The sequence below is a fragment of the Xylophilus sp. PBN-3R genome, assembly GCF_057747805.1.
In genome coordinates this window covers 3,382,837-3,398,062 of sequence record NZ_CM173225.1, presented here as the reverse complement: position 1 = coordinate 3,398,062, position 15,226 = coordinate 3,382,837, and the positions used below count along the sequence as shown (strand labels likewise).

The window sequence follows — 15,226 nt, the reverse complement described above, 5'->3', positions numbered from 1 at the left end:
TTTAAAAGCCCTTCGAAGGCCCGCGACAATCGCTGCCAATGTCATCGCCAGCCGCTCTGCAACCGACCCTTTTCCTGCGAACCTTCTCACGCGGCGACGGCCTGCTGGGCATGTCGCCTTCGCCCGGCCTGGCGGCGCGCGGCGACCGGGTGACGCTGGCATGGACCACGGTGCCCGGCCAGGAAGCGGCGTTCGCCGCTCTGGGTTTTCATGCGGTGCCCCGGGACCGCCTGCAATGGCGCGGGGAACAGGCGGAGGCGGAAGCGCTGGTGGATGTCTCTCCACGCATCTGGACCCTGCAGCGCGAAGACGACTTCGGCGACTTCTACGCCGACCGTGTGCCTACCTTGCGCGACAAGGGCTGGGCCGTCACCGTGATGCCGGGTTTCGCCCACCGGCCGGTGCCGGTCGGCGGATGGCGACTGCTGCTGGCCGGCGAACAGGCCGACGGTGCACCGGCCGTCACCTCCGGCGGGCTGTCGCTCAATCGCCGCGAAGGTTCTTGGCTGCTGTCGCTGGGCGTCGACGTCGAAGGCGAATCGCTGGACCTGGCGCCGCTGCTGGCCGACCTGCTGAAACGCGAGGCCCGCTGGCGCGATGCCCAAGCGCTGGCCGGGATCGCCGACGACGAACCGGTCAGGCTGCGCATGCCCGGCGGCAGGCGCATCGAGGCCCAGGCCGCGCCGCTCAAGGCCATCGTGGCGGCCATGCTGGATCTGCTGACCGACCCGCGCCGGGCCGCCGGGCCGCTGCGCCTGTCGTCATGGGACGCCGACCGGGTGGAAGCGCTGCGCCGGTCGCTCGCCAGCAGCCAGTCGTCGCGCGCGGGGCCGTCCGGAGCCTGGGCGCTGGCAGGCGCCGAAGGCATCGGCGAGCTGGCCGGGCGACTGACCCGTGCGGGCGCGCCGCCGGCGGTCGAGCCGCCAGGCGGCCTGGGCGTGACCTTGCGCGGCTATCAGCGCGAAGGCCTGGCCTGGCTGCAATACCTGCGTGCCCATGACCTGGCCGGCATCCTGGCCGACGACATGGGCCTGGGCAAGACGGCACAGGTGCTGGCCCATCTGCTGCTGGAAAAACAGCAGGGCCGCGCCGACCGGCCGTCGCTGGTGGTGGTGCCGACCTCGCTGGTCTTCAACTGGCTGGCCGAGGCGCAGCGGGTGGCGCCTGCCCTGAGCGTGCTGGTGCTGCAGGGTGCGGACCGGCGCGACCGGTTCAAGGACATGCCGGCTTTCGACCTGGTCATCACTACCTACCCGCTGGCCTGGCGCGACCTCGACTGGCTGCGGCCCCAGCCCTGGCATCTGCTGATGCTGGACGAGGCGCAGGTCACCAAGGACGCCACCGGCCGGGCCGCGCGCGCCATGCGCCGGCTGAATGCCCGCCACCGCCTGTGCATCACCGGCACGCCGCTGGAAAACCACCTCGGCGAGCTGTGGTCGCAGTTCGACTTCCTGCTGCCGGGGTTCCTGGGCGACACCCGCAGTTTCCAACGGCTGTGGAAGAAGCCGATCGAGGTCGGCGGCGAGACCGCGCGGGCGGAACTACTGGCGCGCCGGGTGCGTCCCTTCATCCTGCGGCGACGCAAGCAGGACGTGGCACCCGAGCTGCCGCCGCGGGTGGAAACCATCGAACGTGTGCCCTTGCTGGGCCACCAGCGGGTGCTGTACGAAAGCGTGCGGGTGGCCGCGGACAAACAGGTGCGGCGGGTGCTGCAGCGGACCGGTTTCGCGGGCGCGCAGATCCAGGTGCTGGATGCCTTGCTGAAACTGCGCCAGGTGTGTTGCGACCCGCGGTTGCTGCGCGACACCGCGACCGTGCCCGGCATGGAACACGCCAAGCTGGACCGGTTGTGCGAGATGCTGCCGGCGCTGGTCGAGGAAGGCCGGCAGGTGCTGGTGTTCTCGCAATTCACCGCGTTGCTGAAGCTGGCCGGCGATGCCTTGTCGGCACTGCCCGCGCCGCTACCCTGGCTGGCGTTGACCGGCGATACACCGCCTGCCGACCGTGGGCCCTTGGTGGCACGTTTCCAGGCCGGCGAAGTGCCGGTGTTGCTGGCCAGCCTGAAAGCCGGCGGCACCGGCCTGAACCTGACGGCGGCAGACGTGGTGATCCATCTCGATCCCTGGTGGAATCCGGCGGTGGAAGAACAGGCGACTGCGCGTGCTCACCGCATCGGGCAGACCCGGACGGTGTGGGTCTATCGTTTCATCGCCGAAGGCAGCATCGAGGAACGCATGCGGGAGTTGCAGGCGCGCAAGGCGGCTCTGGCCGCCGGCATGCTGGGTAACGATGTGGAAGGCGCGGTGAAGTTCGGGCTGGCCGAGATCGACGGGCTGCTGGCGCCGCTTGCGTGAACATGGCTTGATACAGCGCCGGCACGGATTTCGTTTCCAATCCGTACACGTCCGCGTGCGAGCGCCGGGCACACTGGAAACACATTCGAAAAGAGGAGCCACCATGTCGCAATTCGCCACCGTTACCGGCCACGTCACCTACATGCCGGGAGACGGCACGCCCCTGGAGATTCCCAAGGGCCGCATCGAGGTGGACCTGGCGCCCGACAGCGCCACCGTCAGCTGGGAGCAGGCCGACGGGGTGGTCGGCCTGACGGCGATGCCCCGCCAACAGTTCGACGATTACGTCGCCGCGGGCAGCATCACGCTGTAGCCGGTTTCATGCGCCCCTGATCAGGCGCTCTGTCTCACGATGATCTCGAACCCGATGTCCCGCAGGGCATCGGGAACCGGACCCCCTTCGGCTCTCCTCATGATCCAGTCGGCGGCCTGCGCGCCTATGCCGGCACCGTCGATCCGCACCGTCGTCAATGCGGGCGCGGTATCCGCCGAGAAAGCCAGGTCCCCGAAGCCGACGACAGCCAGTTGTCCGGGAACCGAAAGTCCCATTTCGCGCGCTTCGATCAAGGCGCCCAGCGCCACCATGTCGGTGCTGCAGAACACCGCATCCGTCTGCGGATACGCAGCCAGCAACTCCCGCAATGCCCGCCGCCCCGCCCCCAGCGGCGCATGTGCCGAAAACCTTATGGTGGGCACCTCGCGGCCTGGCGAGAGCAAACCGTGTCGGCGCAGACGTTCGGTGAAGGCAAGACCCCGCCGCAAGGCCCGCGGATCTTCGCCGGTCAGCAGGCCGGCATGCCGGAACCTGCGCGATGCGAAGAAATCGGCCACCGCCAAACCCACGCCTTCATGCGAGAACCCGATCAGCATGTCGACCGGCCGGTCGGTCAGGTCCCAGGTTTCGACCACCGGCACACCCGATGCCGCCAGCCGCGTACGCGCCGGTTCGGACTGCACGATGCGGGTCAGGATGATGCCGTCCGGCCGGCGGCTGATCAGGTTCTGCAGGACGGTGTCCTCGTCCGGCTCTTCATAACCGCTTTCGCCCAGCATCAGCTGGTAACCGCGCCGGCCCAGGGTCTGGCTCAGTGCGTCGACGGTCTGGCTGAACACCGGCCCGCTGATGGCCGGCACCAATGCCGCCACCAGCCGGCTGCGGCCGGAAGCCAGCCCGCCCGCCAGCAGGTTGGGCACGTAACCCACCTTGTCGATGGCCTCGCGCACGACAGCCACCGTGGACGCCGGCACCTGGGCCGGTGCGTTGATGACTCGCGAAACCGTCTGGGTGGAGACTTTCGCGGCCAGCGCCACATCGACCAGGGTGGCCCGGCCGGATCCGCGGCGCGGGCGGCGCGGTTTGGGCGGCGTGCCCGGAACAGCTCGGTCGCCGGTTTTTTCCGGCGTGCCATCGTCTTGCGGTTGGGTCAAAAAATGTCTCCTTGAATCGCATGGGGTTCCGGCAGGTCCGGCTGGCGGCGATTCTAGGAGAGCAAGTCAGTGGGTGCGTGCTTTCGTCTTGCGGCGCCAGATGACGATGCCGGTGACCGAAAGCATGGCCACCATCAGTCCCATGGCGGACATCAATATGCGGCCCGGCAGGCCCAGGATGCGGCCGGAATGCAGCGGGAACTGAAGCTGGGCGAAGACATCGGCGACAGTTCCCTTCCAGGGCACGTTTTCGCCCAGGATGCGGCCGTCGCGAGCGTCCACATAGAGATTGGCCAGGCCCATGCCGCCGTTGGCGTCGTCGCCACCCGGCGGGAAGAAAGACACGTTGTAGAAACCGAAGGGCGCGTCGTAGTACAGGCCGCCCGGGGGGGATTCGAATCCACGCCGCACGGCTTCGTCGCCGCCGATCTTCAGGGCCTCGGCAAAACCGATGCGCGGTTGCGGTGCCTCGCCCGGCCTGGCCATGGGCAGGGTTTCATAAGGGCCCGGAGTGGTTCTGGTAACCAGCGACATCAGCGGAAAGAAGACTTCGCGCCGCAGGTTCAGCGAGAACGAGGTGAAGGCCAGCACCAGGATCACCAGCCAGACCCACAGGCCGCCCGCCCTGTGCAGGTCGAAGTTGAGTTTGTAGCCGCCGGCCGCCCAGCGGACCGTCCAGGCCGGCCGCCATCGTTTCAGCCAGCCGGCCGGCGGGCGATGGGGGGCCGTCGAGTTTTTCGACGGCGGCCTGAGGCGGCGCGGCCAGGTGAGGTACATCGCCACGAAGCTGTCGAACAGCCACACCAGCGCGACCGTGCCCATCAGCCAGAAACCCCAGCGGTCGCTGCCCCAGAAGGCGGGTGCGTGCAGGCTGGTGTGCACATCGCGCAGGAAGGGCATCAGGCTGCGGCGCGACAGCGAGACCGAGGTGGAGTCACGCTGGCCGACGATGCGGCCGGTGACGGCGTCCACATACACCCAGTTGTGGTCGAGCACAAAGGGTTTGCCGGTGGCGGCGTCGGTGCGCGGGCTGACGAAAAAGCCCATGGTGTGGCCTTCCTCGTAGGCCAGCGTGAGGTAGTCGACCCGCACGCGAGGATCGGCGGACTCGACGGTCCGCGCCAGTTCGAGCGGATCGCGACCGGGGCCGCGGCTGTCGGTGGTGAGGATGTCGGCGTTGAGCCATTCATCCAGTTCGTGGTCCCAGGACGTGACCGCGCCGGTGAGGCCGGCCACGATCAGGAACAGCGCGATGAAAAGGCCGAGCCAGCGGTGGACGGTGGTGAAGAGCGCCCGCATCGGCCTGTGTTCCCGGCGACGCTCAGAAGTCGACCGACGCGGTCAGGCTGAAGATGCGCGGAGCACCCACGACGAGGTAACCAGCGCCCGGATAGCCGCCGACCGAGGACCAGTAGCGCTTGTCGCCCACGTTGTCCACGCGGGCGCGCAGGGTGAGGGCCTTGCCGTTGAATTCGGTCAGGTAGCGCGCCCCGATGTCGACACGGGTCCAGCTCGGCACCGCCTGTGTGTTGGCCGCATCGGCGTATTCCCTGCCGGTATGGATGACACGGCCGTTCAGTGCCAGGCCCCGCACGCCGGGCACGTCCCAGTCCACGCCCAGGTTGGCTTGTTCGTTCGGCACGCCGATGACGTCCTTGCCGTCGGTCAGGCCGCCGGCCGAACGGCGTTGCGTGGCGTCGAGCAGGGTCAGGCCGCCCAGCACGCGCAGGCCCCGCACCGGCTGGCCGAAGGCGGCGAATTCCACGCCCTGGTTGCGCTGCTTGCCGAACACGCCGTAGACGTTGTTGACCACGTAGGCGCTCGGTTTGTCGGTCGAGAAGAAGGCCACGCTGGCACCGATGTTGCCGCCGTCGTACTTGACACCGATCTCCTTCTGCTTGGACACGTAGGGCGAGAAGATCTGGCCGGGATTCACGATGCCGGTGCCGCTGGCGGTGTCGCCCTTGACCAGGCCTTCGATGTAGTTGGCGTAGACCGAGACGTCGGGGCGAATCTTGAACACCACGCCAGCCACCGGGGTGGTGCGACTCTTGTCGTAGGTGTTGAGTTGCGCGCCGGTGTTGTAGTCGAAATTGGTATCTTCGATGGTCTGGTAGCGGGCGCCTACGGTGAGCAGCAGGCGGTCCTGCAGCAGCGACAGGGTGTCGGCGACAGCGAAGCTCTGGGTCTTGATGCGCTCGACTTCACGCGGGCTGCCGAGCACGCCGCCGGTGAAGAAGTTGGTCGCCGGGGAAGCGACTGCGAAGGGCGTGTACAGATTGTTGGCAACGCCGGCGAAGTTGGAAAACGCGTAGGCGTTCTTTTCCTTCGAATCGAAAGCCGAAGCCGACACGGTCAGCGTGTGTTTGACCTCGCCCGTCACCAGTTTGCCGCGCAGACCGATTTCACCGGTGAGGATTTCGTTGCGGCGGGTGTTGTCGAAACGGTAGGCGCTGATGCCGCCGACGCTGTCGGTCGTGGTGACGCTGGCCAGCGCATTGTTCTCACGACCGTGGCGCACCCCGCCCGCAGCCCAGGCGGTCCAGTTGTCGTTGATGTCGTATTCGCCGCGCACCGTGCCGAACACGTCCTTGTCGTTGGAGTAGGTCCAGGGCTGGGCAAAGTTGCGGCTGGCGTCGGGAGCGGCCGGAATCGCCAGGCCGAAGCCCGGCGTCACCGACGGGCGCGGCTGGCTCAGCTTGTGTTCCTGGTAGCCGAGGTCTGCCGACAGGCGTACGTCGCGGCTGCGCCAGTCGATGCCGACGGATGCGGCGGTCATCTGCTGTTTTTCGTTGTCCACACCGGTGCCGCCGTCGCGGCGAGCCAGGTTCAGGCGAATGCCGGTTGCCTGGTCCGGGCCGAAGCGGCGGGAAATGTCGGCTGCGGCGTAACCCTGGCCGCCGGTCTGGCCGCCCACGGTGATGCGGTTCAGGTCTTCATTGCCGGCGCGCTTGGGCACCACGTTGATCAGGCCGCCGATACCGCCGCCGGCCACCGAGCCAGCGCCTGCGCCGCTCAGGAAGGTGTTTGCGCCACGGAAGAGTTCGACTCGCTCGACGAATTCGGTCGCCATGTACTGGCGCGGTACCAGTCCGTAGAGGCCGTTGTAGGCAATGTCGTCCGAAAAGACAGTGAACCCGCGGATGAAAAAGGTTTGCTGGAAATTGCCGAAACCGCGTGCCTGGCGCACGGAGGCGTCGTTCAGCAACACATCGCCGATGCTCTGGGCCTGCTGGTCCAGGATGAGTTCGTTGGTGTAGTTGGTGGTGGAAAACGCAGTGTCCATGATGTCCTGGTTGCCCAGGATGCCTACACGACCGCCCCGAGCCACCTGGCCGCCGGCGAATGGTTTGGCCAGGCCCTCGGCCGAGGCGTCTGCGCTGGCGTTGACGGTCACCGTCTTGAGCGTTGTACCGGTGTCGGCTGTCTGGGCCGAGACGCCGGCTGCGGCGAGGGTCAGCAGCGCAGCGGCGGCGAGAGGAGTGAGGGCGGGACGGCGCATGGACATGGTGGTTGTTGTGACTTTACGAAATGAATGCAAATGAGAACTTGTTTCATTTTAGAAGTCGCGTCGTTGTTTTAATGCCGAAACCCGGGGTACTCGCGGTCCTCTCGAACCGCGAGCAAGGGTAAACCCTTAAAAATCGACCGTCGCACTGATCACCGCCGTGCGAGGGGCACCCAGCACCAGGTACCCGGAGCCCGACGAACCGCCCGCCGATGCCCAGTAGTTGCGGTCGGTCAAGTTGTTGATCCGGCCGCGCAGGGTGAGCACCCGACCGCCCACTTCGGTGGTGTAGCGCAGGCCGGCGTCCAGGCGCGTCCAGCCCGGCACACGAAGCTTGTTGGCCGCGTCGGCATAGAACCGGCCGGTGGTGATGAACTGGCTGTCGACCGCCAGGCCGTTGACGCCCGGCACCGCCCATTCGACGCCGACGTTGGCTTGTGCATCCGGAACGCCGATGACCTTGTTGCCGTTCGTCGCGCCGCCAGCGCTGCTGATCTGTTCGGCACGCAGGAAGGTGATGCCGCCCAGCACCTTCAGGCCGCGCATCGGCGTACCGAAGGCGGTCAGTTCGACGCCCTGGTGTTTGTCTTCGCCGGCCACGCTGTAGACCTTGCTGGTCGGATCGAGGTAACCGCTGGGCTTCTTGGTCGTGAAGTAGGCGATGCCGGCGCCGATGGTGCCGCCGTCGTACTTGGCACCGATCTCTTTCTGCTTCGAGACATACGGCGAGAACAGCTGGCCGACGTTCACGGCGGTGCCGGGAGCCGTGGTGGCCGCGCTCAGGCTCTCGATGGCGTTGGCGTACACCGACACGTCCTTGCGGACCTTCCACACCGCGCCGACCACCGGCGAGTTGTGCGACTTGTCGTATTCGGCGGACATCGCGCCTGTGTTGTAGTTGAAGCCCTGGGTGTGGATGTTCTGGTGGCGCACGCCGACCGTGGCCAGCACGGTGTCGTCCAGGAAAGACAACGTGTCGCCGACGGCGAAGCTGTCGAACTGATTGCGGATGGTGGTGAGTGGAGCGCTCAACACACCACCGACAGTGGCGTTGGTCGTCGGCAGGCTGCGGTCCACCGGGTTGAAAAGGTTGGTCGCCAGACCACCGGTGGTGCTCCAGGCATAGGCGTTCCGCGAATCCAGCCGGTAGGTGGAAGCCGCCGCCACCAGGGTGTGGCCGACCGGGCCGGTCTGCAACCTGGCGCGAAGGCCGGCTTCGGCGCTGTCGACCTGGTCCTTGCGGTAATTGCTGGCGCGATAGGTGGTGCCCGCGCCGGTGCTGCCGTTGGTCACGGTCAGGTTGGCGAGGGTGTTCGACTCGGTGCTGCGCCGGCCGCCGTAGGCTGCCCAGCCGGTGACGCCCGGGCTGAAGTCGTATTCCGCGCGCAGGGTGCCGAAGGCGTCGCGTTCGTTGGAGAAGGACCAGGGCTGGGCCCAGTTGCTGGTGTTGTTCGGGGCGGTCGGCACGCTGGTCACGGCAGCGGCCATGGTCACGTTGGTGCGGGTGCCGGACAGCTTGTTGTCCTGGTAACCCACGTCTGCCGACAGGCGCAGGTCGCGGCCGCGCCAGTCCAGCCCGAGTGCCAGCACGTCGACCTTGGCCTGTTCGCGGTCCACACCGGTGCCGCCTTCGCGGTGCACCGCGTTCAGGCGGATGCCGGTCGAATTGTCCGGCCCGAAACGACGCGAGATGTCGGCCGCGATGTGTTTCTGGCTGCCGCTGGCGCCGCTGACGGTCACCTGGCTCATGTCTTCGTCGAGCGCACGTTTAGGCAGCAGGTTGATGCTGCCGCCGATGCCGCCACCGCCGGGTGCCGCGCCGGTCAGGAAGTTGCTGGCGCCGCGCAACACCTCGACCCGTTCGAACAATTCGGCCGCCACGTACTGGCGGGGCAGCAGGCTGTACAGGCCGTTGTAGGCGATCTCGTCCGAACTCAGCAGAAAGCCGCGGATGAAATATGACTCCTGGAAGTTGCCGAAACCGCGCGCGACACGCACCGACGGATCGTTCTTCAGCACGTCGGCAACGCTGCGGGCCTGCTGGTTCTGGATGAGTTCGTTGGTATAGCTGGTCGCCGCGAAGGGCGTGTCCATGTAGTCCTGCGTGCCGAGGATGCCGGCACGTGCGCCGCGCGCCACCTGGCCGCCGGCATAGGGTTTGCTCAGGCCCTCGGCGGATGCGTCGGCGCTGGCGTTGACGGTGACCGTCTTGAGGGTGGTGGTATCTGTGCCGGAGGTCTGCGCGGTGGCTGCGGCGGAAGACAGGGCCAGCAGCACCGCGGCGGTGATGGGCGAAAGGGCGGGGCGGAAGATGGACATGACCGGTGTTTTCGCGGATTTTTAGACGACGAATGCAAATGAGAACCTGTTGCATTTTAAAGTTGCACCCGTTGTTTGCTTGACTATTTCCGTGCGAAAGGAGTGGATACCGATACCAAGGTATCCGGCTGGTATCTGCGCTTCAAGCGCTCGCCGCCCAGGGCACCTGCGCAAAATGCTCCGCCAGGTATTGCACCAGCGCCTGCACCCGCGCCGGCTTGGCCCGGCCTGGCGGGCTGACGATGTGCAGGGCGATGGGCGGCGTCTGCCACTCCGTCAGCGCTGCCTCGACCGCACCCGAACGCAGGTCGTCCCATACCAGGAACTCGGGCTGCATCGCCAGGCCCAGCCCGGCCTTGAGGGCGGGCACCAGGGCCTCGGCGTTGTTGGCCATCAGAACAGGTTTGACCACCTGCGAAAACTCACCCTTGCTGCGGTGCTGGAATTTCCAGGCCTCGCCCGAACGGCTCTGGGTGTAGCGCAGCGCTCGGTGGCCGGCCAGCTCGCGCGGATGCTGCGGCCGGCCGTGCCGTTCGAAATATTCCGGCGACCCGACCAGCATCAGCCGCACCGTGCACAGCCGGCGTGCCAGCAGGCTGGAATCGGGCAGATTGCTGATGCGCAGGGCCATGTCAAAACCCTGGGCGACCACGTCGATCTGCTCGTCGCTGTAGTGCAGGTCGAGCGTCACTTCGGGATGCAGCGCCATGAAGGCGGGCAGGGCGGGCGCCAGGTGCGATATGCCGAAGGACATCGGTGCGGCGATGCGGATGGTGCCGCGCAGCGTCTTGGACTGCTCGGTCACCTCCGCCTCTACCGCCTCGCCCTCGCTCAGGATGCGTGCTGCCCGCTCCAGCGAGGCCTGCCCGCTGGCGGTAAGCGACATGCGCCGCGAGGTGCGGTGGAACAGTGTGGTCCTGAGCCTTGTCTCCAGCCGGGTGAGCGCTTTCGATACGGTGGGCTGCGACACGCCCAGTTCTGCGGCCGCCTTGGCGAATGAACCGGTTTCGGCCACCTTGGCAAAGATGGCCCAGGCTTCGAGATCTGGCAGTCGATTCATTTTCTGATGTGTAATTTTTGGAATGGATGATGTTCCATTGCTTCTATTCTCTTATTGATCATGGAATCCTAAAGTCACTCCATCGCAACAGACAACGCAGGAGAAACACCATGATCGAACGTCGCCCCTTTGCCGGACTCGGCGGTGCCAACCACGGCTGGCTCGATGCCAAGCACCACTTTTCATTCGCCGGCTATCACGATCCGGCACGCATGGGCTGGGGAGCCCTGCGGGTATGGAACGATGACACCATCGCCGCCGGCACCGGTTTCCCGCCGCATGCCCATGCCGACATGGAAATCATCACCTACGTCCGCGAAGGCGCCATCACCCACCAGGACAACCTGGGCAACAGGGGACGTACCGAAGCCGGCGATGTTCAGGTGATGAGCGCCGGCACCGGCATCCGCCACTCCGAATACAACCAGGAACCGGGCACGACGAAGATCTTCCAGATCTGGATCATTCCGGACGGTCGCGGCCAGCCGCCGTCGTGGGGTGCCAAGCCTTTCCCCAAGGGGGACCGTTCGGGCCGTTTCGTGGCGCTGGCCAGCGGCCTGCCGGGCGACGACGAAGCACTGCCGATCCGCAGCAATGCCCGGGTGTTGGGCGCCACGCTGAAGGCCGGTGAAAGCGCCACCTACCTGCTGGGCCGGCACCGTCGGGCCTACCTGGTTCCGGCCAGCGGCGAGGTGGATATCGGCGGCGTGACCTACCAGGCGCGCGACGGCGCCGCGATCCGCGACGAGGAAAGTTTCACCGTCACCGCGTTATCGGATGCGGAACTGATCCTGGTCGATTCGGCGGCCTGAGGCGATCTTTCGAAAACAGCGCAAATCGTCTATCCGGCGGCAGCGGGTGTCCCATAAGGTCGCCACTGCCGCAGCTTTTCTTGCAGCCATTTCGTGCGGCCCACCAACCACGCCCCATCCATGAAACCTTATCTGCTGTCCGCCGCAGCCGGCCTGCTGGTCGGCATCGTCTACGCGGTCATCAACGTGCGTTCGCCGGCGCCGCCGGTCATCGCCCTGGTCGGCCTGCTCGGCATCCTGGCGGGTGAGCAACTGCCGCCGCTGGTGCGCCAGCTGTGGCAACGCAGCCAGCCGGTGCAGACCTCGTGGATCCAGCACCAGGTCAAGCCGCACATGTTCGGTGAACTGCCGAAATGCAAAACCCAACCGGAAGTACGCCAAGATGCCTGATCCAACCTCCCTGCGCACCACCCCCGAACTGATCCTGCACCGGGGTCTTTTCACCACCCTCGACAAGTCGAAGCCGACGGCCAGCGCGGTCGCCATCCAGAACGGCAAGTTCCTGAAGGTGGGTCAGGATCACGAGGTCATGCCGCTCGCCGGCAATGACACGAAGATCATCGATCTGCGCGGAAGACGTGTGCTGCCGGGACTGATCGACAACCACCTGCACATCATCCGCGGCGGCCTCAACTACAACATGGAGCTGCGCTGGGACGGCGTGCGGTCGCTGGCCGACGCCATGGACATGCTGAAGCGCCAGGTGGCCATCACACCTGCCCCGCAGTGGGTGCGGGTGGTGGGCGGTTTCACCGAACACCAGTTCATCGAAAAGCGCCTGCCGACCATCGACGAACTGAACGCGGTGGCGCCCGATACACCCGTGTTCCTGCTACATCTGTACGACCGGGCGCTGCTCAACGGCGCCGCCATGCGTGCCGTGGGCTACACCAAGGACACCCCGCCGCCGCCCGGTGGCGAGATCGTGAAAGACGCCGCCGGCAACCCCAACGGTCTGCTGCTGGCCAAACCCAACGCGGCCATTCTTTATGCGACGCTGGCCAAGGGCCCCAAGTTGCCCTACGAATACCAGGTGAACTCCACCCGGCATTTCATGCGCGAGCTGAACCGACTGGGCGTGACCGGCGCCATCGACGCCGGCGGCGGCTTCCAGAACTATCCCGACGACTATCAGGTCATCCAGGAACTGGCCGACAAGGACCAGCTCACCATCCGCCTGGCCTACAACCTGTTCACCCAGAAACCCAAGGCCGAAAAAGAGGACTTCCTGAACTGGACGGCCACCTCGAAATACAAGCAGGGCACCGACTATTTCCGCCACAACGGTGCGGGTGAAATGCTGGTGTTCTCAGCTGCCGATTTCGAGGACTTCCGCCAGCCGCGACCCGACATGGCGCCCGAGATGGAGGGTGAACTCGAAGATGTGGTGCGGGTGCTGGCCGAGAACCGCTGGCCCTGGCGCCTGCATGCGACTTATGACGAAACCATCAGCCGTTCGCTGGATGTGTTCGAGCGGGTCAACCAGGACATTCCGCTGGAAGGCCTGAATTGGTTCTTCGACCATTGCGAGACGATTTCCGACCAGTCCATCGACCGCATCGCGGCGCTGGGCGGCGGCATCGCGGTGCAGCACCGCATGGCCTACCAGGGTGAATATTTCGTCGAGCGTTACGGCCACGGTGCAGCCGAAGCCACGCCTCCGGTCGCCCGCATGCTCGAAAAGGGCGTGAAGGTTTCCGCCGGCACCGACGCCACCCGCGTGGCTTCGTACAACCCCTGGGTCGGCCTGTCGTGGCTGGTCACCGGCAAGACGGTGGGCGGTTTGCAGATGACCCCCCAGCGCAATTGCCTGGACCGCGAAACCGCGCTGCGCATGTACACCGAGAAGGTCACCTGGTTCAGCAACGAAGTGGGCAAGAAGGGCCAGATCGTCGAGGGCCAGTTCGCCGACCTGGTGGTGCCCGACCGCGACTTCTTCGCCTGTTCCGAATCCGAGATCGCCGACACCTCGTCGCTGCTGACCATCGTCGGCGGCAAGGTGGTCTGGGGTGCCGGCGACTTCACGCCGCACGACCAGAACCCGCTGCCGCCGGCCATGCCCGACTGGTCGCCGGTACGCAGGTTCGGCGGCTATGGCGCGTGGGGCGACCAGCAGGCCGCGCCGCTGCAGAACGCCGCCCGAATCGCCGCCGCCTGCGCCTGCGCCAGCAACTGCAATGTGCACGGCCACCACCATGCCAATGCCTGGACCAGCAAGCTTCCGATCGCCGACCTGAAGAGCTTCTGGGGCGCGCTGGGTTGCGCCTGCTGGGCGGTGTGATGGCCCTGGCACGACATCTTCTCGCGCCGGCCGGCGTGCGCTGGGTGGCCATGTTGCTGCTCTGCGCCGCCTACCTGCAAGGCGGGCTCGACAAGGCCTTCGACTTCCCGTCGGCCGTCGCCGAGATGCAGCATTTCGGCATGTCGCCGGCCGGCCCGCTGGCGGCGGCGACCATCGTGCTGGAACTCGGTGCCTCATTGATGATCCTGGCAGGCTTCCAACGCTGGCTGGGCGCGCTGGCGCTGGCGGCCTTCACCCTTTTCGCCACCTTCCTGGCGAACCGGTTCTGGGAGGTTTCGGGGCCGGAGCGTTTCATGATGGAGAACGGCTTCTTCGAACACCTGGGGCTGGTCGGCGCGTTCGTGCTGGTGGCCTGGCTCGATCTGCGCGACGGTGCGGGCGAATGAACATCGCGACCGAACGGCCGTTTCTGGCGCGGCTTTCCGTCGCCATGTTCGCGTTGGTGATGGGCATCGGCGGCCTGGCCGGCGCCTGGGCCGCCGCCGCCCATGCCTTCGGTGCGCCCATCGTCATCAGCCAGGTGCTGCTGTCGCTGGCGCTGCTGAGTTTCTTGCTGCTGTCCATCGCCCACCTGGCCAAGATCGGCCTGCATTTCGGCGCGGTGGTGGAAGAGTTCGAACATCCGATGCGTTCCAGTTTCTTCCCCGCGGTGTCGGTGTCGATGGTGGTGCTGTCCATCGGCGTGCGAGCCTATTCGGAGCCGCTGGCGCGGGTGCTCTGGTGCGGCGGCGCGGCCCTGCACCTGGTGCTGGCGGTGATCCTCATCCGCCGCTGGATCTTGAAGGCGCAGGACGAAAGCGTGCTGACGCCGGCCTGGTTCATTCCGGTGGTCGGCAACATATTGGTGCCGGTCGGCGGTGTGCCGCTGGGTTATGTCGAAGTCAGCTGGTTCTTCTTTTCCATCGGCCTGGTGCTTTGGATCATCTTCTTCACCATCGTGCTGCACCGGGTGCTGTTCGTGCAGGAGATGGGCCAGCGCAGCCTGCCGACGCTGTTCATCCTGCTGGCGCCGCCGTCCATCGGGCTGTCGGCCTACCTGGCCTTCAACCACGGCGTCGCCGGGCCGATGGCCGACATCTTCTACAGCCTGGCGCTGTTCATCGCGATCCTGCTGGCGACGCTGGTGAAACACCTGGCGCACGGCCCGTTCTTCATGAGCTGGTGGGCCATGACGTTTCCGGCCTGCGGCTGGGCCGGGGCATGTATCGCCTATTACCGCGCACGGCCGGCCTGGTACACCGAATCCATCGCGCTGGTGGCGCTGGCCCTGGCCACGATGGTGGTGGCGTGGGTGCTGGCGCGCACCGGCCGGCACATGGTGACCGGAGAGGCCTTCCGCGAGGATTAGGTTTCCGTCTGTAGGTTCTTTTGCGCTTGGAAAGGTTCGTGTCAACACCCGGTGCTAGGCTTCGCCCCTTTGCCGGAAATCCCGGCGCAGGGGAA

At 66.4% G+C, this 15,226-nt stretch carries 12 protein-coding genes; 7 read left to right on the top strand and 5 right to left on the bottom strand.

Features of this window, described 5'->3' with window-relative positions:
• The first annotated feature begins 38 nt into the window (after window positions 1-38).
• Both AC3ANW_RS16125 and AC3ANW_RS16120 read left to right on the top strand, forming a co-directional pair.
• The gene (locus AC3ANW_RS16125; RefSeq protein ID WP_488341859.1) at window positions 39-2,354 is read left to right on the top strand and encodes a DEAD/DEAH box helicase; all 2,316 of its coding nucleotides are present in this window, start codon (window positions 39-41) and stop codon (window positions 2,352-2,354) included.
• 103 nt (window positions 2,355-2,457) lie between these two features.
• Complete coding sequence (locus AC3ANW_RS16120; RefSeq protein WP_488341858.1) at window positions 2,458-2,667, top strand: hypothetical protein; 210 nt, start codon at window positions 2,458-2,460, stop codon at window positions 2,665-2,667.
• A 20-nt stretch (window positions 2,668-2,687) separates the two neighbouring features.
• Here the strand turns inward: AC3ANW_RS16120 and AC3ANW_RS16115 are convergent, their stop codons facing one another.
• The 5 genes from AC3ANW_RS16115 to AC3ANW_RS16095 all read right to left on the bottom strand — a co-directional run bounded on the left by AC3ANW_RS16115 (window position 2,688) and on the right by AC3ANW_RS16095 (window position 10,669).
• Window positions 2,688-3,782, bottom strand: a complete 1,095-nt coding sequence (locus AC3ANW_RS16115; RefSeq protein WP_488341857.1) for a LacI family DNA-binding transcriptional regulator — start codon at window positions 3,780-3,782, stop codon at window positions 2,688-2,690.
• Window positions 3,783-3,848: 66 nt separating this feature from the next.
• Window positions 3,849-5,081: a PepSY-associated TM helix domain-containing protein gene (locus tag AC3ANW_RS16110; RefSeq protein ID WP_488341856.1), complete on the bottom strand. Its 1,233-nt coding sequence runs from the start codon at window positions 5,079-5,081 to the stop codon at window positions 3,849-3,851.
• Between the two features lie 22 nt (window positions 5,082-5,103).
• Window positions 5,104-7,284 carry a TonB-dependent receptor gene (locus AC3ANW_RS16105; RefSeq protein WP_488345443.1) on the bottom strand — a complete coding sequence of 727 codons (2,181 nt, stop codon included), beginning with the start codon at window positions 7,282-7,284 and terminating at the stop codon, window positions 5,104-5,106.
• A 135-nt stretch (window positions 7,285-7,419) separates the two neighbouring features.
• On the bottom strand, window positions 7,420-9,609 hold the full coding sequence (locus tag AC3ANW_RS16100) for a TonB-dependent receptor (RefSeq protein ID WP_488341855.1): 2,190 nt from the start codon (window positions 9,607-9,609) through the stop codon (window positions 7,420-7,422).
• A gap of 142 nt (window positions 9,610-9,751) precedes the next feature.
• Window positions 9,752-10,669 carry a LysR family transcriptional regulator gene (locus AC3ANW_RS16095; RefSeq protein ID WP_488341854.1) on the bottom strand — a complete coding sequence of 306 codons (918 nt, stop codon included), beginning with the start codon at window positions 10,667-10,669 and terminating at the stop codon, window positions 9,752-9,754.
• A 110-nt stretch (window positions 10,670-10,779) separates the two neighbouring features.
• Here AC3ANW_RS16095 and AC3ANW_RS16090 point away from each other — a divergent pair, with 110 nt between their 5' ends.
• From AC3ANW_RS16090 to AC3ANW_RS16070, 5 genes are all read left to right on the top strand, one after another.
• On the top strand, window positions 10,780-11,481 hold the full coding sequence (locus AC3ANW_RS16090) for a pirin family protein (RefSeq protein ID WP_488341853.1): 702 nt from the start codon (window positions 10,780-10,782) through the stop codon (window positions 11,479-11,481).
• A 120-nt stretch (window positions 11,482-11,601) separates the two neighbouring features.
• Window positions 11,602-11,871 (top strand): XapX domain-containing protein, encoded by a 270-nt coding sequence (locus AC3ANW_RS16085; RefSeq protein WP_488341852.1) that lies wholly within the window; start codon window positions 11,602-11,604, stop codon window positions 11,869-11,871.
• Window positions 11,864-13,762, top strand: coding sequence for an amidohydrolase (locus tag AC3ANW_RS16080; RefSeq protein ID WP_488341851.1), 1,899 nt, complete (start codon window positions 11,864-11,866; stop codon window positions 13,760-13,762). Before AC3ANW_RS16085 ends, AC3ANW_RS16080 begins: the two co-directional genes overlap by 8 nt.
• On the top strand, window positions 13,762-14,169 hold the full coding sequence (locus tag AC3ANW_RS16075) for a DoxX family protein (protein WP_488345442.1): 408 nt from the start codon (window positions 13,762-13,764) through the stop codon (window positions 14,167-14,169). Before AC3ANW_RS16080 ends, AC3ANW_RS16075 begins: the two co-directional genes overlap by 1 nt.
• The gene (locus tag AC3ANW_RS16070) at window positions 14,166-15,131 is read left to right on the top strand and encodes an SLAC1 anion channel family protein (RefSeq protein ID WP_488341850.1); all 966 of its coding nucleotides are present in this window, start codon (window positions 14,166-14,168) and stop codon (window positions 15,129-15,131) included. Before AC3ANW_RS16075 ends, AC3ANW_RS16070 begins: the two co-directional genes overlap by 4 nt.
• Window positions 15,132-15,226 lie beyond the last annotated feature (95 nt).